The organism is Cognatishimia sp., from assembly GCF_049116455.1.
Classification (GTDB): domain Bacteria; phylum Pseudomonadota; class Alphaproteobacteria; order Rhodobacterales; family Rhodobacteraceae; genus Cognatishimia.
Window position 1 is genome coordinate 292726 of record NZ_JAGDYW010000001.1, and the last position, 22094, is coordinate 314819.

19 protein-coding genes are annotated in these 22094 nt (G+C 53.6%); 8 read left to right on the forward strand and 11 right to left on the reverse strand.

Translation table 11 applies throughout. The annotated features are described in order from the left end of the window. Window positions 1–9: 9 nt before the first annotated feature. The 4 genes from JXQ85_RS01480 to JXQ85_RS01495 are packed head-to-tail and all read right to left on the reverse strand — an operon-like array spanning window position 10 to window position 4644. The gene (locus JXQ85_RS01480) at window positions 10–1872 is read right to left on the reverse strand and encodes an ABC transporter ATP-binding protein (RefSeq protein WP_421747077.1); all 1863 of its coding nucleotides are present in this window, start codon (window positions 1870–1872) and stop codon (window positions 10–12) included. A 41-nt stretch (window positions 1873–1913) separates the two neighbouring features. Further along, window positions 1914–3065 (reverse strand): CCA tRNA nucleotidyltransferase, encoded by a 1152-nt coding sequence (locus JXQ85_RS01485; RefSeq protein WP_421747078.1) that lies wholly within the window; start codon window positions 3063–3065, stop codon window positions 1914–1916. Next, window positions 3062–3646: a CoA pyrophosphatase gene (locus JXQ85_RS01490; RefSeq protein WP_421747079.1), complete on the reverse strand. Its 585-nt coding sequence runs from the start codon at window positions 3644–3646 to the stop codon at window positions 3062–3064. The genes JXQ85_RS01485 and JXQ85_RS01490 overlap by 4 nt, the downstream gene beginning before the upstream one ends. A gap of 8 nt (window positions 3647–3654) precedes the next feature. Next, window positions 3655–4644 carry an Hsp33 family molecular chaperone HslO gene (locus JXQ85_RS01495; protein WP_421747080.1) on the reverse strand — a complete coding sequence of 330 codons (990 nt, stop codon included), beginning with the start codon at window positions 4642–4644 and terminating at the stop codon, window positions 3655–3657. A gap of 79 nt (window positions 4645–4723) precedes the next feature. On the opposite strand from JXQ85_RS01495, the gene JXQ85_RS01500 reads away from it, so the two are divergent. Further along, complete coding sequence (locus tag JXQ85_RS01500) at window positions 4724–5173, forward strand: NUDIX hydrolase (protein WP_421747081.1); 450 nt, start codon at window positions 4724–4726, stop codon at window positions 5171–5173. Here JXQ85_RS01500 and JXQ85_RS01505 read toward each other — a convergent pair. Next, window positions 5151–6434, reverse strand: a complete 1284-nt coding sequence (locus JXQ85_RS01505; protein ID WP_421747082.1) for a PP2C family protein-serine/threonine phosphatase — start codon at window positions 6432–6434, stop codon at window positions 5151–5153. The two genes, JXQ85_RS01500 and JXQ85_RS01505, sit on opposite strands and share 23 nt — an antisense overlap. Before the next feature lie 135 nt (window positions 6435–6569). On the opposite strand from JXQ85_RS01505, the gene JXQ85_RS01510 reads away from it, so the two are divergent. Continuing rightward, a complete protein-coding gene (locus JXQ85_RS01510; protein WP_421747083.1) occupies window positions 6570–6884 on the forward strand; it encodes an Hpt domain-containing protein in 315 nt (104 codons plus the stop codon). Between the two features lie 6 nt (window positions 6885–6890). On the opposite strand, the gene ilvA is transcribed toward JXQ85_RS01510, so the two are convergent. After that, a complete protein-coding gene (gene ilvA / locus JXQ85_RS01515; protein WP_421747084.1) occupies window positions 6891–8129 on the reverse strand; it encodes a threonine ammonia-lyase IlvA in 1239 nt (412 codons plus the stop codon). A gap of 367 nt (window positions 8130–8496) precedes the next feature. Here ilvA and JXQ85_RS01520 point away from each other — a divergent pair, with 367 nt between their 5' ends. Both JXQ85_RS01520 and msrA read left to right on the forward strand, forming a co-directional pair. Then, entirely contained in the window at window positions 8497–9726 is a 1230-nt protein-coding gene (locus JXQ85_RS01520) for an argininosuccinate synthase (RefSeq protein ID WP_421747085.1), read from the forward strand. A 214-nt stretch (window positions 9727–9940) separates the two neighbouring features. Then, complete coding sequence (gene msrA, locus JXQ85_RS01525) at window positions 9941–10600, forward strand: peptide-methionine (S)-S-oxide reductase MsrA (RefSeq protein ID WP_421747086.1); 660 nt, start codon at window positions 9941–9943, stop codon at window positions 10598–10600. A gap of 3 nt (window positions 10601–10603) precedes the next feature. Here the strand turns inward: msrA and JXQ85_RS01530 are convergent, their stop codons facing one another. Then, on the reverse strand, window positions 10604–11479 hold the full coding sequence (locus JXQ85_RS01530) for a ribokinase (RefSeq protein WP_421747087.1): 876 nt from the start codon (window positions 11477–11479) through the stop codon (window positions 10604–10606). A gap of 222 nt (window positions 11480–11701) precedes the next feature. After that, window positions 11702–13957, reverse strand: a complete 2256-nt coding sequence (locus JXQ85_RS01535; protein WP_421747088.1) for an NADP-dependent malic enzyme — start codon at window positions 13955–13957, stop codon at window positions 11702–11704. A 178-nt stretch (window positions 13958–14135) separates the two neighbouring features. Between JXQ85_RS01535 and mutS the strand changes: the two genes are divergently transcribed. Continuing rightward, entirely contained in the window at window positions 14136–16760 is a 2625-nt protein-coding gene (gene mutS, locus JXQ85_RS01540; RefSeq protein WP_421747460.1) for a DNA mismatch repair protein MutS, read from the forward strand. A gap of 2 nt (window positions 16761–16762) precedes the next feature. Here the strand turns inward: mutS and JXQ85_RS01545 are convergent, their stop codons facing one another. Genes JXQ85_RS01545 through hrcA form a run of 3 tightly spaced genes read right to left on the reverse strand, consistent with a single transcriptional unit; the run spans window position 16763 to window position 19497 of the window. Beyond that, window positions 16763–17809 (reverse strand): TPM domain-containing protein, encoded by a 1047-nt coding sequence (locus JXQ85_RS01545; protein WP_421747089.1) that lies wholly within the window; start codon window positions 17807–17809, stop codon window positions 16763–16765. Between the two features lie 59 nt (window positions 17810–17868). After that, window positions 17869–18423, reverse strand: coding sequence for a nucleotide exchange factor GrpE (locus tag JXQ85_RS01550; RefSeq protein ID WP_421747090.1), 555 nt, complete (start codon window positions 18421–18423; stop codon window positions 17869–17871). Window positions 18424–18432: 9 nt separating this feature from the next. Continuing rightward, the gene (gene hrcA / locus JXQ85_RS01555; protein WP_421747091.1) at window positions 18433–19497 is read right to left on the reverse strand and encodes a heat-inducible transcriptional repressor HrcA; all 1065 of its coding nucleotides are present in this window, start codon (window positions 19495–19497) and stop codon (window positions 18433–18435) included. Between the two features lie 124 nt (window positions 19498–19621). Here hrcA and rph point away from each other — a divergent pair, with 124 nt between their 5' ends. The 3 genes from rph to hemW are packed head-to-tail and all read left to right on the forward strand — an operon-like array spanning window position 19622 to window position 22093. Beyond that, complete coding sequence (gene rph / locus JXQ85_RS01560) at window positions 19622–20335, forward strand: ribonuclease PH (RefSeq protein WP_421747092.1); 714 nt, start codon at window positions 19622–19624, stop codon at window positions 20333–20335. Continuing rightward, entirely contained in the window at window positions 20332–20943 is a 612-nt protein-coding gene (rdgB, locus tag JXQ85_RS01565; protein ID WP_421747093.1) for an RdgB/HAM1 family non-canonical purine NTP pyrophosphatase, read from the forward strand. The genes rph and rdgB overlap by 4 nt, the downstream gene beginning before the upstream one ends. After that, window positions 20936–22093 carry a radical SAM family heme chaperone HemW gene (gene hemW / locus JXQ85_RS01570; protein WP_421747094.1) on the forward strand — a complete coding sequence of 386 codons (1158 nt, stop codon included), beginning with the start codon at window positions 20936–20938 and terminating at the stop codon, window positions 22091–22093. The genes rdgB and hemW overlap by 8 nt, the downstream gene beginning before the upstream one ends. Window position 22094 lies beyond the last annotated feature (1 nt).

Sequence of the window (22094 nt, forward strand, 5' to 3'; positions counted from 1 at the left end):
TAGAAAAGTCTATTCCGCAGCCTCGGCCCCAATGAACCCACCCGATTGGCGTTGCCAGAACCCAGCATAAAGCCCGTTCTGAGCCAATAAATCCAAATGCGAGCCCTGCTCGACAATGCAACCTTCCTCCATAACAACAATCCGGTCCATTTCAGCAATTGTGGACAGGCGGTGCGCAATGGCGATCACTGTTTTACCTTCAACAACTTCATGTAACGCCTCTTGGATTTCGGCTTCGACTTCGCTGTCCAGGGCCGAGGTTGCCTCATCCAAAATCAGTATCGGTGCATCTTTCAGAATGGCCCGTGCCAAAGCAATGCGCTGTCTTTGCCCACCTGAAAGCTTAACGCCCCGTTCACCTAAAAAGGCCTCGTAGCCTTTGCGGCCGCTATAATCCTGCATTTCCACGATGAATTCATGCGCGCGCGCCTGTTGCGCAGCTGCGATGACCTCTTCTTCGCTGGCATCCGGTCTTCCATAGCGAATGTTTTCCATTGCTGATCGGTTAAACATCGCCGTTTCCTGCGTCACCATCCCGATTTGCCGGCGCAGGCTTTCTTGCGTCACGGATTGGACATTCTGGTCCCCGACCAGAACCGCACCTGCATCCACCTCATAGAGCCGCAAAAGCAACGACACAAAGGTCGACTTACCCGCACCTGAAGCGCCAACAAGCCCGATTTTTTCGCCTTGAGGCACCTTAATTGAAACATTGCGAATGCCTGCAGCAGAGTCGCTATAAGCAAAGGTCACGTCTTGGAATTCAACTGATGCTGGACCCGTCAGTTCAGCCGCGCCCGGTCGATCTTCTATCCGCATCGCAGGTGTTAACGTGTTCATTCCATCTTCGATTTCACCAATCCGCGCATAGATCCCCATCAATGCAAAAGACACCCAGTTGGTCATCTGTCCCAGCCGAATGGCCTGCGCACCAACGGATGTGATCTCTCCCGGCGTGGCTCTACCCAACGACCAGAAGTAAACCGAGGTCAAAACGATCATGATCGGCAGGAACCCCGCCAAAATCATCAGGCAAGCTCGGAAACTGACGGATACAAAACCAAAGTTAATCGCCGTTTCTCGGAAATCTGCCATGGCCCCAATGGCCGCCGAGTCTTCATGTTTGTTGTTCGCAAAAAGATGCACCGTGCGCATGTTGGTGATCGTATCCACCATCTGCCCACTGATCGCAGACCGCGCATTGGCACGCAGCTTGGCCTTCTTGCGCACCCGTGGGATGAAAAACCGAAGGAGCATCACATAGGCGATGCTCCAGACCAGCAAGGGAAGTGCAATCCACCAGTCCACCATGGCCATCAACACTGCAGCTGCGACAACTGAAATCAGCGCAAAGACAACGGTGTTCACAACCTCAACCGCTGCATCGGAAATCGCGCCTGACGTCTGCAGCTGTTTCTGTGCAATGCGCCCGGCAAAGTCATTGTCGAAAAAAGACACCGACTGCCCCATGGCCCAGCGATGAAGCCGAGCATTGACCATCGGGGCAATATTGGGCTGCAAAACTAAGTTCTGAACCGCCAGGTTTGTCGTGAACAACAGCGGACGGAATACGATAAAAAACGCGGTAAACCCAATAAACACCCAAGCGTTTTCAATGAATACGGTTGCAGGGTCACTGGCCAGAACGGAATCGATCAAGTTACCCAGTAGGAAGGCCGCAATGGCATCCACCGTTCCGGCGATGGACGAAAAAACAATCCCCAAAGCCAACAGACCAAAACTGCCCTTGAGCGCCCAGCGCACAAACCCCATCAGATGATGCGGCGGCGGCGTATCCACGCGGCGGAAAGGATCAATTCGCCTGATCAATCGGGCAATGCCCAAACGCTCAAAAACAGCGTGTTCCTGCATGTCGGGCTCCGATGGTTAACGCATAGACGCCGAGGAAATAACTAGTCTTTTAAAAGTGGGTCGCGACCCAGGGTAAATCCAGATGAAATCCATTTTTCTTTGAGCGCACGTAAACGGTCGCCCAATTCTTTACCCTGAAACTCAGGCATCAAATCTGCAGGTTGAATAGGAAATTCAGCGTTCGCCCCTAAAATGATTTCCGACTCGAAATCTGAGGGAACGGGCTGCTCAAAAATAGCAGAGCGCAAGATCATCACCGAGCGCGCGATATCAGCATCATGCCGATAGGCCATTTCCGCCGGGCTCATCATGCTACCCATCAGCTCACGCAGGATCATCAAAAGTGCCGCGCTCTTTTTAGAAAGCCGCAGCGCGGCCTCAGCATTTTGACCACCCAACACTGCCAAACGACGGACAGGGTCTGCGGGCAGACCTGCGGTTTGCTCAAAATGCACAAGCAAAGCCAACGCTTTGTCATCGGCACCAGATATGACCTCGGACAGGACATTGCAGTGTCGCATGGCCGCGACCGCGGGCGCTGGATCTGGAGCGGAAAGCAGCTTTATCATCTCCGCCCCGACCCGTTCTTTAGACAGGGAGGCAATCCCTGCAGCATGTGATGCGATGGCGGACAAAGCATCAGGATCAAGCCCTACATCCGGGTCGCCATACCAGGCGTTAAACCGAAAGAATCGCAGTATACGAAGGTAATCCTCGCGGATGCGCATGTCAGCGTCATCGATAAATACAAATCGGCGCGCTTTTAGATCCGCCAAACCGCCCAAAGGGTCCACAACCGATCCATCAGCATGCGCATAGAGCGCATTCATCGTAAAATCACGACGATGGGCGTCGTCTTCTAGAGTGTCTGAAAAGGCAACAACGGCGCGGCGACCATCAGTTTCAACATCTTTGCGATAGGTCGTAATTTCATGCGCAATACCACCCGCGATCACCGTGATTGTGCCATGGTCCTTGCCTGTTGGCACAGGCTTAAGGCCGGCGGCGTATGCCAATTCGATGACCCGATCTGGTCGCGCGTCGGTCGAAATATCAATATCTGAAACCGGCGCGCCCAAAAGCGCGTTTCGCACGCATCCACCAACTAAAAAGGCCTGATGCCCTGCGTCGGTGAGCATTGCACACACGGTTTGAGTTTCCACCCGTGTCAGCCATACTCCGGTCACCTTCATGTCGCCACCTGCTGCGCCAATCCAAACAACATGCGCGCAGTCGCGCCCCAAATGTAATAGGGGCCAAACGGCACAGTGTGATACTGCCGCCGTTGACCGCGCCAGCGCCGACCTTCGATTAGAAAATTTGCGGGGTTGGTGACATGACTTAAAGGGACGCGGAAAACCTCGTCAACTTCACCCGGCTCGGGTCGGAATTCAAATGGAGCCAGAACTTCGCCAATCACTGGCGTCACAGTGAAGCTTGTCACCGTTTCATGCCGGGGCAATGTCCCCAAAACGCGCACATTGTCTGGCGCAAGGCCGATCTCTTCGTTCGCCTCGCGTAGCGCGGCGGCCACGACATCGGCGTCACCTTCATCTTGCTTGCCACCCGGAAAAGCGATCTGCCCCGGGTGATGTTTCAAGTGTGAGCTTCGTTTAGTCAGGATCACATGAGCGATCCCATCGATCACCTCAACAGGGATCAAGACGCCTGCAGGTCGCAATTTACGCCCTTCGGGCAGCACCACGTCGGGGTTTAGATCAAAATCCGATGACGCCACACCTTCGCGGCTTAGCGCGGTCAAAAGTGGCGTCATCGCGGAATTCATTCGGCAGGTTTCTCCGCTTGGAACCCAACAGACTTTGGATCCATATCGTAATGTGACCCACAGAACTGACAATCGGCGGTGACGCGACCTACCTCATTGGTCATTTTCTCGATGTCTTTCGCAGAATAGATCGACAACGATTGACGCACGCGATCCTCAGAACAGGTACAGCCAAACTTGACTTGCTGCGCGTCATAAACCCGAGGAGCTTCCTCGTGGAACAACCGGGTCAGCAAGGTTGTTGGCTGTACAGTTGGGCCAATCAGCTCAAATTCTTCGACCGTATCCAGTAGGATATTCGCACGGTTCCAATTCTCTTCTTCGTCATCTTCCAACAGATCATTTGCCGCTAGTTGGCCATTTTCACCTGACCCACCTTCGCCACTCACATGCGGAGAGGCCTTCGGCATATGTTGCAGCATCACTCCGCCAGCGCGCCAATGTTCGCCCACACCCGGCTCTGACGATTTGCCAAACCGCAATGCAAACCGTGTTGGCAGCTGCTCAGACTGAGCAAAATACCCTTCAGCGCTCGCACTCAGCGATCCACCCGTCAACGGTGCGATGCCCTGATACGGCTTGGTGCCTTCGCCCTGGTCGATCAACACAGCAAAATACCCATCACCCAATTGATCAAACGGAGCGGCATCGGTCAGACGATCCGCGTCGAATCCGGCGTAGGCACGGATTCGGGCAGGCTCGCCTTCCTTTTGCGGCGCATAGTAATCCGTGGCGATCATGCGCACTGGGCCATTTGTCTGCACTTGCAAAGACAGCTTCCAGCGCAGGCTGATGGTTTGGCCAATCAGGGCAGTCAGCATGGCAACCTCAGCCACCAGCGCTTCAACCACTTCGGGATAGTCGTGCTGTTTCAGGATACCGTGCAGCACGTTATCCAGCCGCGCCACGCGGCCGCGAATGTCTGATTTATCCAGCTGAAACGGCAGAACCGTGTCGTCCCAGGCGATTTTAGTTCCGAGGGTCATGGGGTTTCCTTACAGGCCTGATCTTGGCATACCGCAGCTATATAGGTGCGGCAAGACGAACGAAAAGGGCTGGTAGCGTATGATCAGGCGGTTTGGAACCCCACCAGAGGTTGGACGTGTCTATAAACCCCGCCCCGGCGCCTATGCGATACTATTGCTGGGCGATCAAATGCTGGTCACACGTCAAAATGCATCCGCAGGGCTACCGGCATCTGAAATTCAATTGCCCGGAGGCGGCATCGATCCGGGCGAATCTCCCATTGCTGCCTTGCATCGCGAAGTCTTTGAGGAAACTGGCTGGCATATTGCCTCTCCACGTCGGTTGGGCGCCTTCCGGCGGTTTGCGTATATGCCCGACTACGACAAATATGCCGAAAAGCTTTGCACCATCTATGTTGCGCGTCCCACCCGACAGCTTGGACCGCCGTCAGAACCTGATCACGAAGCGCTCTGGATCCATCGAGAAGAGGCCAAGAAGGTTCTAGCCAATTGGGGAGATCGATCCTTTATTGATCTTGCGCGGCTTTGAAGAACTGAAATTCAAATAAGATGCCCGACACGTCATCGGGAATTGCTTGCTCACCGGCAAATTCCTGAAGCCGCCACAACAGACCCTCCAGGAAATCTCCCCCGCATTCCTGTTCTAGATCTTTGATGATCGCCTCGAGCCCTTCATCATCCAACATATTCCCTGATGGGTCCGGGCATTCGATACATCCATCCGATAGGATCAGCAGCCGATCTCCAGGAGACAATACCACTTCAAATTCGGAATAATCTGCACCTGGAATGAGCCCCACCGGAAGCCCTCCGCCCCCGAGCGTTTCAATCTTACCGCCCGCGCGCTGCACCAATGGATGAGGATGCCCAGCCTGCGACATGCGTACCTTACCCGACCGCAGATCAACTTCTGCCAAAATCATGGTGAAATAGTGCTCAGTTTCGATTTCATCGAGGAACAAACCGTTGAGCTGTTCAATGACCTGATGCGGCGGTAAGGCGTCATAGCCCCCATCATCAGTTGGGATCAGCGCAATGTTTTGATCCCGAGCTGTCGACGACAAATAGCCCGCTAAGCGCGCTGTCATCAAAGCAGAACTAATCCCGTGGCCGCTCACATCAATGGCAAACAAACCAAAGCGCGAGCCATCGATCTTATAGTGCCCCACCAAATCACCGCCGACATGACCGCTGGATTCCATCATCAAAGACAGCTGCCCATTTGGAAACTCGACGATCCGATCGCGAACCAAGGATTTTTGAAATCGTTTCGCCGCCTGCAGGTCCTTATCAACCAAATCATGAACGCGCCGCAGCTCAGACAAGGTGTCATTGATGATCCGATGTTTTTCTGAAATTTCCCGCTGCATTCGTAAAATCCGCTCTGCCGCTGATAGACGCGCGTGCAACTCATGGGCATCCACGGGCTTCAGAAGGAAATCATCCGCCCCATGTTTTAACGATTTCACCACGTCATCCTTTTCCGACTTGGCCGTTAGTACAACAAAATAGCAGTAGTGATCTGATGGTAGATCGCGAAAGCGGTTACAAAATTCTAATCCACCCAAATCGGGCAAGATCCAATCCGACAGAACAAGATCTGGCATGTTCTGTTGGCAAGTCAGCAGCGCGTCATCCGCGCTTTCTGCTTCCAGCACCTCAAAGCCTTCCCGCTTCAAAGACGCCGATAATATCCGACGCTGCAATCGACTGGCGTCTACCAACAAAACACGCCTCAAAACACCCATCTCAGGTACTTTTTGATCTATGGCTTGCTCGGCAGTCAGCACGTGTGATTCCCATTCTTTGCCAGACCAATCTGCAACAAAGATACTTAAGAGCGCATGAAAATCGCCTTTACGACATTAAAAGGCAGACTCACGGTTTCTTAAAACATTGCCTTCACACTGAAATCCGGAGGCAAGATGCTTGACTGGACACATATTGATCAACTGAAGAAGGATGTCGGATCAAACGAGTTTGCTGAAATCGTTGATTTGTTTTTTGTCGAAGTTGAGGGGCTGTTTAAGCGCTTAAACCGCGAAGGTGCTGTGGCCAATGACCTGCATTTTCTCAAAGGCAGCGCTGCGAATTTGGGGTTTGCTGAGTTTTCTAAATCTTGCCAAATCGCGCAACATCAATTGGTCGCAGGACAGCAGGCAGATCTGCAACAAATTGTGGCGGTGTTCGAACAGTCCAAACACGCTTTCATCGCAGGCCTCGCCCAGCGCCAAGTCTAATCGATATCAAATCAGGAACTGCGCCAGCATTTCATCGTTGGTGATATCTGTGTAGGTCATCCCGGCAGCCTCTAGGCGTTCAAAATACGCGGCGAAATTTTCAGGCTTCTTGGTTTCAATCCCAATCAAAACAGACCCAAAATTGCGAGCTGATTTCTTAAGATACTCAAAGCGCGCAATATCATCTTCAGGGCCCAGAAGATTCAAGAATTCCTTCAGGGCTCCGGGGCGCTGTGGAAGACGCAAAATGAAGTATTTCTTAACACCTGAATAACGCTGCGCCCGTTCTTTGACTTCGGGCAAACGTTCAAAATCAAAGTTCCCGCCAGACGTGACACACACGACGGTTTTCCCTTTAATGTGATCCGCAACATCGACCAAAGCATCAACCGCCAAGGCACCGGCAGGTTCAAGCACAATGCCTTCAACGTTCAGCATCTCAAGCATCGTTGCGCAGATGCGATCCTCAGATGCCGCCACAATGTCTCTCAAATCGGTCTTGGCCAGTCGCGCAAATGTCCTTTGGCCAATCCGCGCTACGGCAGCACCATCAACAAAGCCATCAACTTGCGGCAACGTCACAGGCGCACCCGCCTCAAGTGCCGCCGCAAGGCTGGTGCCTCCAGCAGGTTCAACCAAAGTGAAATGTGTATTTTGTCCAAAAAAGCTTGTGACGCCTGCCGCAAGGCCGCCGCCGCCTACTGGTAGAATAACGCGATCAGGTGCTTTGCCAAGTTGCGACATGATTTCCGCCGCCACAGAGGCCTGCCCTTCGATGACGTCTTCATCGTCAAACGGAGAGAGGAACATCCCCTTGGCCTCGTCACAAAAGGCCTGTGCCGCAGCCAAAGTATCGTCGAAGTAGTCACCAACAAGGCGAATTTCGATTGCGCCTTCCCCAAACACTTTGGTTTTAAAGATCTTCTGCTGCGGGGTGGTGACAGGCATGAAGATAACGCCCGTCACCCCAAAGTGTTTGCACATATAGGCGACGCCCTGCGCGTGATTTCCAGCAGAGGCACACACAAACAAATCGCGGCTAGGATCGTTCGCTAGAACTTTGCGCATTGCATTAAACGCGCCACGCAGCTTGTAACTACGTACCGGCGTCAAATCTTCGCGCTTGAGATAAATCTCAGCCCCAAACCGTTGCGACAGATGGGCATTGCGTTGCAATGGCGTCGCCTCAAAGACGTCGCGCATCGCCGCTTCGGCAGCTCGGGCTTGGGTACGGAAATCAGTCATGTCGCTCTTGGTGCCGGATGCCTCACCAGAGGGCAAGGCTTCGCAGCAAAGAATACCAATGAATACCGGATCAGAGGTCGCGGTTTTCGACGAAGTAGCCGAAAAGCGTGGTTAATGCTCTAGCCTCGGCATGGGTAGCAAGCAAACTAAATCCTTTACCAAAAATCATATCCAAAACTGGGGCAACGCCGTTTATTGTTCAGAAGCGAGCCCATCAAAACGAAATTTCATTAGTTAAATTCCGCCAACACGTCGTGTTTTTCGTCCGCTTTGACAAGCCCGATAGGTCACAACGCTTGCCCCTTTGCTGAAAAAGCGCTATCGGCGCAACGTTATCCCGCACGATGCCCGTTTGAAGGAAAATGAAATGTCTGCGCCTAAGAAAGTTGTTCTGGCCTACTCCGGTGGCCTTGATACCTCGATCATCCTGAAATGGCTGCAAACCGAATATGGTTGCGAAGTCGTCACCTTTACCGCTGACCTTGGTCAGGGTGAAGAACTGGAACCAGCCCGCAAAAAGGCCGAGCTGCTGGGCATCAAGCCAGAGAACATCTTTATCGAAGATGTACGCGAAGAATTTGTGCGCGATTTCGTCTTCCCAATGTTCCGTGCAAACGCGGTTTACGAAGGTCTTTACTTGCTTGGCACGTCTATCGCGCGTCCGCTGATCTCCAAACGTCTTGTCGAGATTGCGGCTCAGACCGGCGCCGATGCCGTCTCTCACGGTGCAACCGGTAAAGGCAACGACCAGGTGCGTTTCGAACTGGCAGCCTATGCTTTGAACCCAGATATCACCGTAATCGCCCCTTGGCGTGAATGGGATCTGTCCAGCCGCACCAAACTGCTGGAATTCGCAGAAGCAAACCAAATTCCAATCGCCAAAGACAAACGCGGCGAAGCGCCATTCTCTGTGGATGCAAACCTGCTGCACACCTCATCAGAGGGCAAGGTTCTTGAGGATCCGGCTGAAGAAGCGCCAGATTACGTTTATCAGCGCACCGACAGCCCAGAAAATGCGCCAGACACACCTGAGTTCATAGAAATCGGCTTTGAAAAGGGCGACGCGGTCAGCATCAATGGCGAGGCCCTAAGCCCGGCCACAATCCTGACCAAGCTGAACGAATATGGCCGCATCCACGGCATCGGTCGTTTGGACTTTGTTGAGAACCGTTTTGTCGGCATGAAGTCCCGCGGCATGTATGAAACACCAGGCGGCGAAATCCTTCTGGAAGCGCACCGTGGCATCGAACAGATCACTCTGGACAGTGGCGCAGGCCACCTGAAAGATTCGATCATGCCGCGTTACGCAGAGCTGATTTACAACGGCTTCTGGTATTCTCCAGAGCGTGAAATGCTGCAGGCCCTGATCGACAAGAGCCAAGAGCACGTCACCGGCACTGTTCGCGTGAAACTCTACAAAGGGTCTGCACGCACTGTTGCGCGCTGGTCAGATCACAGCCTCTATTCCGAAGCACACGTGACCTTTGAAGAGGACGCAGGTGCATACGACCAAACAGATGCGGCGGGCTTCATTCAGCTGAACGCTCTGCGCCTGAAACTTCTAGCAGCACGTAATAAACGCGTATCTGACAAATAATTCGTTAAAACTCTAGGTTAAAAGCCCGCTGTTTCGCGACAGTGGGCTTTTCTTTTTAGCCCAAATACCCCGGAGGAGAGCGCATTCTGCGCTCGGGGGCAAAGCCCCTCTTCACCGTCGCAACTGTTCACGTGCGCGTTATGTCACGCGCCCGTGACTTGAGGCGGCCCCTAGCGCTGTGCAACCTGCGATCAACCTGATTGGAGGACACCCCATGGATCGCATGATCAATCTAAAAACACTTTTGCTGGGCGGGCTGATCACCGTCGGTGCAATGTTGCAATGCACTCAGGCTCAGGCGGGCACCGAAAAACTGATCGTCGCCGGCGGCTGTTTCTGGTGCGTCGAAAGTGATTTCGAAAGCGTAAACGGCGTCAAAGGGGCAGTGTCGGGCTATATTGGCGGCGCTGCTGAGACAGCAGAATACAAAAAGATCAGCAAGGGTGGCACAGGCCATTACGAAGCGGTTGAGATCACCTTTGACAACAAGAAGGTCTCTCGCGATCAGCTGCTACACATGTTCTTCCGCTCGGTTGATCCAACCGACGCAGGTGGTCAGTTCTGTGATCGTGGCGACAGCTATCGCACGGCGGTTTTCTATAAGAACGACGCTCAGAAAGCGGCTGCAGATTCCGCAAAATCATCTGCACAACAAGACTTGGGTCGAAAGGTTGTGACCCCAATCCTTGCAGCAGGCGAATTCTACAAGGCGGAAAAATACCATCAGGATTACTACAAAGGCAAAAAGCTTGTGCTGACACGCTTTGGACCCAAAAAGCAGTCCGAAGCCTACAAAGCCTATCGAGATGCCTGTGGCCGCGATCAGCGGGTCAAACAGCTCTGGGGCAAGGACGCACCATTTGCCAGCAAGTAAGGCTTAAAACCGTGCGCTCTGGACCTCTTTGAGGTCCGGAATCACATCCGCTGTGCCCTCGCGCGTCACCATCAGAGCCCCTGCTTTCATAGCCAACCCTATGGCTTGTTCCATCGGCATACCGCGATCCAATCCAGCCAGCAGATACCCGGTGAATGTATCGCCAGCGCCTGTGGTATCCACCACATTCACAGAATGTGCAGGGAAATCTTTAGCGACGCGTTTGACGGAATTGGTCCAACGGCAGCCTTTCTCGCCGAGGGTCACCACCACATCCGCCACGGGCAGATCTTCGATCTCGATCCCAGTGGCTTCGGTCAGCTGCGCGGCCTCGATTTCATTCAAGATCAGAAAATCCAGATAAGGCATCACGGCCTGAACAGCCTCAGCATCAAACGGTGCAGCAGCATAAGCGACATACATGCCTAGCTCATGACCCATTTTCGCGGCATAGGCTTGCTGATTGGATTCATTTTGAATCAAAAGCGTATCACCGCGAGCGCTTTCGCTTAATGCCTGACCAACAGCACTTTCTGTGATCTCATGATTGGCACCCGCAAAAAGCACGATTGCATTCTCGCCACCCTCTTCAACATTGATTACTGCATGGCCTGTCGCGATGTCTGGCAGGATCGCAATATGCCGTGTGTCGACCCCATATTCCAAAAGCCGTTGTTTGGCCCAAGCGCCATCAGCGCCAACCGCACCAATATGCGACACCAGCGCGGCACCGCGCGATGCGGCGACAGACATATTCGCGCCTTTGCCACCCAGACCTTTGGTTAAACTCTTCGCCGCCAATGTCTCGCCCGGTCCGGGCAAGTGCGGCACATGATAAAACAGGTCGGCATTAATGGAGCCGAGGTTATAAATCGACATAAATTACTCACACAAAATGTATCCCTGAGACCATTGTTGGATGGGTCTCAGGGTGAGTTCAAGCGCTAATTGGTATAACAATCGCTGATACAGCTCATGAAAATAGCGTAATATTAACCGAATTTATTCGACTGCATTTCGCATAAGTAAACCCAATTTCAAAACGCCTAATCTGGCAATTGAGTTGCAGCCATTCTCCGAAAATAGTCTCCTAAAGAAGCATCAACCAACCTTACAAGCCGCCAAGATCGCCATATTCACGATGTCATTGGCTGTGGATGTGGTTGAACAAATCTGGATCGACTTATCTACACCAGCCAAGATTGGGCCAATCACTGTCGCGCCAGCCATTTCCTGCATCAATTTGGTAGAAATACTTGCCGAGTGGCGCGCCGGTACCACCAGAACGTTTGCAGGCCCAGATAGACGCTGGAACGGGTAAGCCTCTTGTGCCGCGGTATTCAGCGCAACATCTACGGTCATCTCGCCTTCGTATTCAAAGTCAACACTGCGCGTATCCAAGACGTTTGGCGCGAGATGCATTTTCTCAGCGCGCTCCGATACAGGGTAGCCAAAGGTTGAAAAGCTAACGAAGGCCACGCGTGGCTCCAATCCCATATTACGGGCCACTTCGGCACAGCGTTCAGCGATATTCGCCAGATCGGTTTCGTCAGGCCACTCATGCACCAGCGTATCTGATATCAGGATGACGCGACCATTGTGCAGGATCGCGGTGACACCGACTGCGCCTGCCTCAGCATCCGCATCAAACACGTGATTGATCAGCTCCATCACATGGGCAGATTTACGAGTTGCACCTGTGACCAAACCGTCGCCGTGGCCATGCGCCAACATGAGGGCGGCGAAGACGTGACGATCCCGCGCTGCGAGGCGGTGTACATCGTGGCGGTCATAGCCTTTGCGCTGTAGTCGTTTGTACAAGAAATCTTTGTAGGAACGGAAATGCATAGAATTTGCGGCGTTCACAATTTCAAGCTCTGCAACTGCATCACCCAGACCAGCCGCCTCAAGCTTTTCAGCCACATCCGATTCACGGCCCACAACCAAGGCCTTACCAAGGCCAGAGCGCTGATAGGTCACGGCGGCGCGCAAGACACGTGGGTCATCGCCTTCTGCAAAGATCATGCGCGCCTGCGCATTCCGAGCGCGCGCATTCATATTGCGCAGCATGTTTGCAGTCGGGTCCATGCGGGATTTCAGGCTTGCTTCGTAGCCGTCCATATCCACGATTGGACGACGAGAGACCCCGGTTTCCATGCCCGCTTTTGCTACGGCAGATGGAATGCGATAAATCAGACGGGGGTCAAACGGCGTTGGAATGATATAGTCACGACCGAAAGACAGCTTGCGGCCATAAGCCATCGCAACTTCGTCTGGCACATCTTCCCGCGCCAGTTCCGCCAGCGCTTCAGCACATGCAATTTTCATCTCGTCATTGATGGCCCGCGCATGAATATCCAGCGCACCACGGAACAGGTATGGGAAAGCCAGAACATTGTTCACCTGGTTTGCATAGTCAGAGCGACCTGTGCCAACAATCGCGTCAGGGCGCACGGCCTGCGCTTCTTCCGGTGTGATTTCTGGATCAGGGTTTGCCATTGCAAAGATCAAAGGATCCGACCCCATGGATTCCACCATCTCTGGCGTCACGGCGCCACGTGCGGAAACACCAAGGAACACATCGGCACCCTTCATGGCATCATCCAAAGTACGCAGCTCTGTTTTGATCGCATGCGCTGACTTCCACTGGTTCATACCTTCGGTGCGTCCCTGATAGATGACGCCTTTGGTGTCACAGACAACGCAGTTGTCGTGTTTTGCACCCATGGATTTCAATAGCTCGATACAAGCGATGCCCGCAGCACCCGCACCGTTCAGAACGATCTTAACGTCTTCGATTTTCTTTCCCGACAAACGCAGCGCGTTGATCAGACCGGCAGCACAAATCACCGCAGTACCGTGTTGGTCATCATGGAAGACTGGAATGTCCATCTCTTCTTTCAGACGCTGCTCGATGATGAAACACTCTGGTGCTTTGATGTCTTCCAGATTGATGCCGCCAAAGGTCGGCCCCATCAACTTAACGGCCTGACAGAACGCATCCGGATCTTCGGTATCCAATTCGATATCGATCGAGTTCACGTCGGCAAAACGCTTGAACAGAACCGCCTTGCCTTCCATCACAGGCTTAGAGCCCAGCGCGCCAAGGTTCCCAAGACCCAGAACCGCGGTCCCGTTTGAAATCACCGCAACAAGGTTGCCCTTGTTGGTATAATCATAGGCCGTGGACGGATCTGCAGCGATTTCCTCACAAGGCACAGCCACACCCGGAGAATAGGCCAGCGACAGATCGCGCTGCGTTGTCATCGGCACAGTTGCCTTGATTTCAAACTTGCCTGGGCTTGGCTCTAGGTGAAAGGCCAGCGCCTCTTCACGCGTCACTTTGGTCTTGGTCATGCCGGTCATTCCTCCTGCGGTCTCTTGCTCTTAGACAAGCCGCGCGGGGGCCTCAACATGTTAGCGCCCAAACTCGATACGTTTTCACCTTTCGCCTCCCTTGTTTCCTTTGCTACACCAACTGGAACAACGTTTGGGGGAACGGGCCGTGAGTGCAGCCAAACCTGCTGTAACGCCGATGATGGCGCAGTATCTGGAAATCAAAGAGGCGCACGCAGATGCGCTGCTGTTCTATCGAATGGGTGATTTCTATGAAATGTTCTTTGACGACGCGGTTGCGGCGGCTGAGGCGTTGGACATCGCGCTGACCAAACGCGGCAAACATGATGGCAATGAAATCCCCATGTGTGGCGTGCCACATCACGCGGCTGAGGGCTATTTTCTGACGCTGATCCGAAAAGGGTTTCGCGTGGCAGTTTGCGAACAAATGGAAAGCCCGGCCGAAGCCAAAAAACGCGGATATAAAGCAGTCGTGCGCCGTGAAGTTGTGCGGCTTGTCACACCCGGTACACTGACCGAGGACAGTCTGCTAGATGCCCGTCGCCACAACTTTCTGGCCGCCTTTGCGCAGGTCCGAGATGAGGCCGCATTGGCTTGGGCTGATATCTCCACCGGTGCGCTGCATGTGATGACGCTTCCTCAAGTTCGCCTAGGTGCAGAACTCGCGCGGCTCGCACCATCTGAATTACTGATCGCTGAGGGTTCAGAAGCAGATTTGGCTGAAACAGTCTCTGATATGGGGGTTTCAACCACATCCGTATCCCGTGGCTCTTTTGACAGCACCGCCGCTGGCAAACGCGTTGCAAGCCTCTTTGGCACTCAAGATTTGGATGCTTTTGGCAGCTTTACCCGCGCAGAAACTGGCGCGCTTGGGGCCATCGTCGATTACTTAGAAATCACCCAAAAGGGAAAGCTGCCGCTGTTGCGTCCACCCGTCAAAGAACTGACCGGTGGCACCATGCAAATCGATGCATCAACACGGCGGAATCTGGAACTCACACATTCCTTATCAGGCGGCAAATCGGGCACGCTCTTGGCCACAATCGACCGCACAGTCACATCAGCCGGCGCGCGTCTGTTAGAGCGTCGCTTGTCGTCACCTTCCCTATCACTTGAAACCATCCATGCGCGCCAAAATGCTGTGACCTTCAACGTGGAAAACGCCCACTCGGCACGTGATCTCAGAGACATGCTGCGCAAAGTGCCGGATCTAGATCGCGCCCTTTCGCGCCTATCCTTGGATCGCGGTGGCCCGCGGGACTTGGCGGCGATCCGCAATGGCCTCGCGCAGGCCATCGACATTTGCGGCTTGCTGGGTGCACTAGACCTTCCCATCCTGCTCACCGAAGCGATGAACAATCTGCAGGGTCATGACGCGCTTTTGGATCTGCTGGATCAAGCGCTGATCGCTGAACCACCTCTACTCGCCCGTGATGGTGGGTTTATCGCTCCGGGGTACGATGATGAATTGGATGAGTCGCGTCGTCTACGCGACGAAGGGCGCGGTGTGATCGCCGGGCTTCAGGCGCAATACAGCGAGCTTACCGGTATTCAGGCGCTGAAGATCAAGCACAACAACGTCCTTGGTTATTTCATCGAAACCACGGCCAAACACGCAGATACGATGATGTCTGCGCCGCTGTCTGAAACCTTCATTCACCGCCAAACCACAGCCAACCAAGTGCGGTTTACGACGGTAGAGCTGTCTGAACTCGAAACTAAAATCCTGAACGCAGGCAGCAATGCGCTTGAGATCGAAAAGCGTCTCTATTCCAGCCTAAGGGAAGCAATTTTGGCGGCTTCAGGTCAAGTCTCTAGTACGTCGCGCGCGCTTGCTGAGTTGGATTTACAAGCCGCAATGGCCGATCTGGCCACGGCTGAAAATTGGAACCTGCCACAGGTTAATGACAGCCGTGATTTTGATATTGTCGCAGGCCGCCATCCTGTCGTCGAAGCCGCGCTCCGCAAGCAATCAGGCGCGCCTTTCGTGGCCAATGACTGTGATCTATCCGGTGGGGACGATGCGAGCATTTGGTTGCTCACTGGTCCAAACATGGCCGGTAAGTCGACCTTCCTGCGCCAAAACGCTTTGATCGCTCTGCTCGCGCAAATGGGCAGCTATATACCAGCGGACAGCGCCAAGATTGGGATTGTCAGCCAACTCTTCTCGCGCGTCGGTGCTTCTGACGACCTCGCCCGTGGTCGATCAACTTTTATGGTTGAGATGGTGGAAACCGCGGCCATTCTAAACCAATCAGATGACCGCGCACTTGTCATCCTAGACGAAATCGGGCGCGGCACCGCGACTTATGACGGCCTGTCGATCGCATGGGCAACCCTGGAGTACTTGCACGAAGTAAACCAATGCCGCGCATTGTTTGCGACCCACTATCACGAAATGACGGCGCTTTCCGGCAAGCTAAAAGGCGTTGAAAACGCCACCGTGACCGTCAAGGAATTTGATGGTGAGGTGATCTTTCTACACGAAGTCAAACGCGGTGCTGCAGATCGCAGTTATGGTGTGCAGGTGGCCCAATTGGCGGGCCTTCCGGCCTCCGTCATCAACCGCGCACGCGATGTACTAGATATGTTGGAAAAGAATGAACGCGAGGGCGGTGCTCAAAAAGCTATCATCGACGATCTGCCGCTTTTTGCAGTTGCACCAAAACCGACACCGCAACAAAATGCCGGGCCTTCACTTGTCGATGAACGGCTAAATACAATTATCCCTGATGAGCTTACACCGCGTGAAGCGCTTGATTTATTGTATGAATTGAAAGGCTTGGCGAAGCCAGAAAGCTAACCTTACCAACTTCCGCTTGCCCCACCACCAGACGAAGACCCACCACCAAATCCGCCAGAAGATGACGAAGAACTTTTGGACTTTTTCGGAATGGTCACATGGGTATGGTAACGGTCATCACAGTGTTTGCAGTGATAATCGATGCGCTTAAGGCCTGTACTAGATGTTGTCGCGCTTTCAAGGATCGTAGATTCCCCTTCAAGCGTTCGGTAGTTGCAGGTTCGGCAGGCGCCATAATTTGAAAACCAGGACTTGTAGCTTTCAATCGTGCGATGATCACATTGATCGCATAGCCAGACGTCATAATCGACGCTCTGCAACCGCTCCTCGAGCTTTTGCCCATCTTTTAAATACTTGTCGTCTTCGAGCTCTGCGACGCGATGCATTTTTGTCCCATCAATCGGACAAATACGAGGCTTGTTGCGCTTCCAGCGTCGATACAAACGAAACAACAGCCCCGCCGCAAAGGCATAGAATACTGCAATCCAATCCCCAATGGCATTGAGACCAAACGACAGCCGGTTGCGCAGTTTTTCAAAGAAGTTGGCGTTGAATTCGCCAGGCCAGGCCCCGCCCACTTCGCGAATGATGGCATCAACACCGCGGTTGATGCCCTTTTCATATTCATCATCTCGAAAGAGCGGTACGATTTTGTCATCAATGATCGCAGCCATAGCGTCATTCTTAGTATCACCGTAGCCAGCGCCCACCTCGATCCGCAGCACACGATCCAGACGTGATACCAGCAACATCACCCCATCATTTCGCGCAGAGTTTCCGATGCCCCAATAATTGAACAAACCTGTGGCAAAGGGCTCGATGGGTCCGTCATGCCCATAGGTGCTCATCTGATCAATGATCACGACTGTGAACTCAATATCGGTTTCGGTTTTCAGCTCTTTCAGCTTGTCGCGAAGGGCATCTTCTTCTTCAACAGACAGCAGATAAGCAAAGTCGTTCACATAGACTTCGGTGTAATCCGGATAGCTCTGCGCATTCGCGAAGGACGCGGTGATGAAGAAAAGAAAGCCAACAATCAGATGTCGCAAAGAAAAAGCCCCCGAAGTCTCGGGGGCTTTGTAGCAGATTTTTTAAAAACTGTAGAGGTTTAGCCAGCCATAGAGCTGACGCCGACCTTTGCAGGGCGCAGCAAGCGGTCATAAAGCATAAAGCCTTCAGCAGAGACCTGAATGATCTCGCCAGCTTTGGTGCCCGGCACAGGTGCTTCGAACATTGCTTCGTGATGGTTCGGGTCAAACTTATCGCCGACCTCAGGCACGATGATTTCAAGACCGTGCTTTTTAAACACGTTCAGCAATTCGCGCATGGTCAGCTCGATGCCTTCGATCACAGCTGGCGCTGCCGCCTTCTGTTCTTCAGTGATCGATTCCATCGCGCGTTTCATGTTGTCGTAGACCGGCAGCATGTCACGCGCCAGCTTGGAACCGCCATACATCTCTGCATCACGACGCGCTTTATCCGCACGCTTACGGGAATTTTCCGCGTCCGCCATCGCGCGCATCCAGCGATCTTTATACTCGTCGCGTTCTGCTTTTAGTTCATCCAGCTCAATGGCTTCATCTTCCAGCTCATCCAGATCCTGCAGCTCTGCTTCCAGGTCATCCACGTCGTCTAGAAAATCGTCTTCTCTTGGCTCTGCCATAATCTACCTCTAGGTCCGGTCGGAGATCAGCTTTCCAACCAGCTGCGCCGTATAATCTACAATCGGCACGATGCGTCCATAGTTCAGGCGCTTGGGTCCGATAACCCCAACAGCACCCACAATCTTACGATCAGAGTTCATATATGGAGAGACCACCAAAGAGGAACCCGAAAGTGAAAAAAGTTTGTTCTCAGACCCAATAAAAATGCGCACACCGTCGCCTTGATCGGCCAATTCGAGAAATTCAGCGATATCACGCTTGCGTTCTAGGTCGTCAAACAGCGTTCGGATCAGCTCTAGCTCTTCTTCGCCCTGCGCATCGCCCAGCAAATTGGACCGCCCCCGCACGATGAGTCGCTCATCCGCGGTACCATCGTCGGCCCATGCCGCTAGACCTGAATCGATCAGTGCACGCGACAGTTTATCAATTTCTTGACGGCGTTTGTTGATCTCTTCCCGAATCACAGTTTGCAGCTCGGACAAAGTCCGCCCTTCGATCAACGCATTCAAAAAATTTGCAGCTTCGCGCATGCTGCTGGGTGTCTGCCCGGGCGGCGGTGTGAAAAGACGGTTTTCCACATGACCATCTGCCATAACCAAAACCACCAAAGCCCGATCATGGGCCAGGCTCACAAATTCAATATGTTTGATGGGTGCTTCATGCTTGGGCGCCAATACCAGCGACGCCCCATGCGTCACCCCGGATAAGGCTGCACCGACACGGTCCAGCATAGTGCCAACATCGCCGCCGTTAGCCCCAAGCGTATCATCAATTTTCTGTTGATCTCCGCGGTCCAGATCGCGCACTTCCAGCAAGCCATCAACAAACATGCGCAAGCCCTGCTGTGATGGAATACGCCCCGCACTGACATGAGGCGAATCCAGCAGCCCCAGAAACTCCAGGTCCTGCATCACATTGCGAATGGTCGCAGCGCTGACCTTTTCAGAAAAGTCTCGGGTCAACGTACGCGACCCCACAGGATCACCCGTCGCTAGATAGCCTTCAACCACGCGCCGGAAAACCTCGCGACTGCGGTCATTCATTTCACCAAGGATGTCTTTGCTATCACTCATCTAGGTATCCACTTTAGACGTCCCTTAACGAGCCTCAAGCAGAAAGGTCAATCGGGCTTGCGTCTGACCCGCGTCGCCCTGTATCTCATGGCCCAACACGTTACCCCGATCAAAGGAATGTCCTATGCGTCCATCTGGCCGTCAGCTGAACGAAATGCGCTCTGTCTCTATCGAGACAAATGTCACGAAACACGCAGAAGGCTCCTGCATGATCAAAATGGGTGACACCCATGTGTTGTGCACGGCCACTTTGGAAGCACGTGTTCCGCCTTTCATCAAAGGCTCTGGCCTGGGTTGGGTGACGGCTGAATACGGAATGTTGCCGCGTTCCACCACATCTCGCATGCGCCGCGAAGCGGCAGCAGGCAAGCAAGGTGGTCGCACTGTAGAAATTCAACGCCTCATCGGCCGCTCCCTACGCGCAGGTGTAGACCGTGTTGCCCTAGGCGAACGTCAAATCACCATCGACTGCGATGTTATTCAAGCAGACGGTGGCACACGTTGCGCATCCATTACAGGCGGCTGGGTTGCCCTACGTCTGGCAGTAAACAAGCTGTTGAAATCAGGCGAGATCACAACCGATCCGCTGATCTCGCCTGTTGCGGCGATTTCTTGCGGCATCTACGCAGGCCAGCCAGTGCTTGATCTGGATTACCCAGAAGACAGCGAAGCCGGTGTTGATGGCAACTTCATCATGCTCGGCAATAAAAACCTGATCGAAGTACAGATGAGCGCAGAGGGTTCTGTCTTCTCTCGCGATCAGATGAACCAACTGATGGACCTTGCGGAAAAAGGCGTCGAGGAACTGGCAGCGAAACAGCTGGAAGCCACTGCATGACCCGCAAGTTTGAGGGCGACTGCTTGTTGGTCGCCACACACAACGCAGGTAAACTGAAAGAGATCACAGAGATCTTGGCACCGCATGGTGTTACAGTTGTCGGCGCGGGCGACATGGATCTTCCCGAACCCGAAGAAACCGAAGACACTTTCGTCGGCAACGCGCGCATCAAAGCGCATGCGGCTGCGAAAGCCACCGGCCTTCCCGCGCTCGCCGATGACAGCGGTATCACTATTGATGCGCTGAATGGTGCGCCCGGCGTTTACACCGCGGATTGGGCAGAAACCGGAAATGGCCGCGATTTCATGATGGCCATGACGCGTGCCAACGATGAAATCACAGCCGTCGGTCCAGATGCCCCACGTACAGCGCAGTTTCGCTGCACCTTGGTTCTCGCTTGGCCTGATGGACACGACGAAGTCTTCGAAGGCGTGATGCCGGGGTCGTTGACTTGGCCGATCCGCGGCGAAGGCGGCTTTGGCTATGACCCAATGTTCATTCCTGAAGGTCTGAATACAACCTGCGCCGAAATGGACAAAGCCGAGAAAAACAAAATCAGCCACCGCGGCCGCGCGCTGCAAGCCTTTGTGGCAGGCTGTTTTGGGTGAAGACTGGCAAAATGGGGGCTTTGGGCTTTATATCCATTGGCCCTTTTGTCAGGCCAAGTGCCCCTATTGCGATTTCAACTCGCATGTTTCCAGAAAAATAGATCAAAAACAATGGCTTAATGGGTACTTAGCCGAATTGGATCGCGTCGGTTCCGAAACCTCCGGCCGCGTTCTTAACTCGATCTTTTTTGGCGGTGGTACACCGTCTTTGATGGACCCAGATGTGGTCGCAGAGATCCTCTCAAAAGTCCAAACGCTCTGGCCATCTGCCAACGATCTAGAAGTCACCCTAGAAGCCAACCCCGGATCCGTCGATGCTGGCCGTTTTGCCGCCTACCGCCAAGGCGGGGTCAGCCGCGTTTCAATGGGCGTGCAGGCCTTAAACGACCGAGACCTCCAGCGCCTCGGTCGCATCCATTCTGTCGACGAAGCCAAAGCCGCTTTCGAGATTGCGCGCACCACTTTCGGCCGCGTCAGCTTCGATCTGATCTACGCCCGCCAAGACCAAACCTTGGATGCTTGGAAAGCCGAACTCCGCGAAGCGCTCTCAATGGCGATTGACCACCTGTCGCTTTACCAACTGACGATCGAGACCGGCACCGCCTTTGGCGACCGATACGCTAAAGGTAAACTGCGAGGGCTTCCCGAAGATGACCTTGCAGCCGATATGTACCAGGTGACCGGCGACATCTGTGCTGAAGCAGGTCTCGAGGGCTACGAGGTCTCCAACTACGCCAAGCCCGGATCAGAAAGTCGGCACAATCTGATCTACTGGCGCTACGGAGATTACGTCGGCATCGGCCCTGGCGCTCATGGACGCGTCACTTTGAACGGCCAACGCTATGCAACCGAGTGCTCGCGTAATCCAACCAAATGGCTGGAAGCCGTCGAAACCGGTTCTGCTGAAAACATCCGTCGCGCCATCACCCTGCCCGACCAAGCGGATGAAATGATGATGATGGGCCTACGCCTGTCTGATGGCATTGATCTAGCGCGATGGGAAAAACTTTCCGGCCGCCCTTTAAATCCTGAACACATCGCCCATCTGCAAGACATTGGCATGATCTCCCATTCCGGCGATCGCCTTTTTGCAACGCAAGACGGCCGTATGGTTCTAAATACCCTGCTCGCCGAGATATTGGTGGAGTGAC

Coding starts and splice junctions, on each gene's coding strand:
- JXQ85_RS01530 (WP_421747087.1), bottom strand. CDS start 11,479: ATGTCGATTTATAACCTCGGCTCCATTAATGCCGACCTGTTTTATCAT.
- rph (WP_421747092.1), top strand. CDS start 19,622: ATGCGTCCATCTGGCCGTCAGCTGAACGAAATGCGCTCTGTCTCTATC.
- JXQ85_RS01550 (WP_421747090.1), bottom strand. CDS start 18,423: ATGGCAGAGCCAAGAGAAGACGATTTTCTAGACGACGTGGATGACCTG.
- JXQ85_RS01490 (WP_421747079.1), bottom strand. CDS start 3,646: ATGACGCCACTTTTGACCGCGCTAAGCCGCGAAGGTGTGGCGTCATCG.
- JXQ85_RS01480 (WP_421747077.1), bottom strand. CDS start 1,872: ATGCAGGAACACGCTGTTTTTGAGCGTTTGGGCATTGCCCGATTGATC.
- JXQ85_RS01510 (WP_421747083.1), top strand. CDS start 6,570: ATGCTTGACTGGACACATATTGATCAACTGAAGAAGGATGTCGGATCA.
- hrcA (WP_421747091.1), bottom strand. CDS start 19,497: ATGAGTGATAGCAAAGACATCCTTGGTGAAATGAATGACCGCAGTCGC.
- JXQ85_RS01485 (WP_421747078.1), bottom strand. CDS start 3,065: ATGAAGGTGACCGGAGTATGGCTGACACGGGTGGAAACTCAAACCGTG.
- msrA (WP_421747086.1), top strand. CDS start 9,941: ATGGATCGCATGATCAATCTAAAAACACTTTTGCTGGGCGGGCTGATC.
- JXQ85_RS01520 (WP_421747085.1), top strand. CDS start 8,497: ATGTCTGCGCCTAAGAAAGTTGTTCTGGCCTACTCCGGTGGCCTTGAT.
- mutS (WP_421747460.1), top strand. CDS start 14,136: ATGATGGCGCAGTATCTGGAAATCAAAGAGGCGCACGCAGATGCGCTG.
- rdgB (WP_421747093.1), top strand. CDS start 20,332: ATGACCCGCAAGTTTGAGGGCGACTGCTTGTTGGTCGCCACACACAAC.
- JXQ85_RS01495 (WP_421747080.1), bottom strand. CDS start 4,644: ATGACCCTCGGAACTAAAATCGCCTGGGACGACACGGTTCTGCCGTTT.
- JXQ85_RS01535 (WP_421747088.1), bottom strand. CDS start 13,957: ATGACCAAGACCAAAGTGACGCGTGAAGAGGCGCTGGCCTTTCACCTA.
- ilvA (WP_421747084.1), bottom strand. CDS start 8,129: ATGACTGATTTCCGTACCCAAGCCCGAGCTGCCGAAGCGGCGATGCGC.
- JXQ85_RS01500 (WP_421747081.1), top strand. CDS start 4,724: ATGATCAGGCGGTTTGGAACCCCACCAGAGGTTGGACGTGTCTATAAA.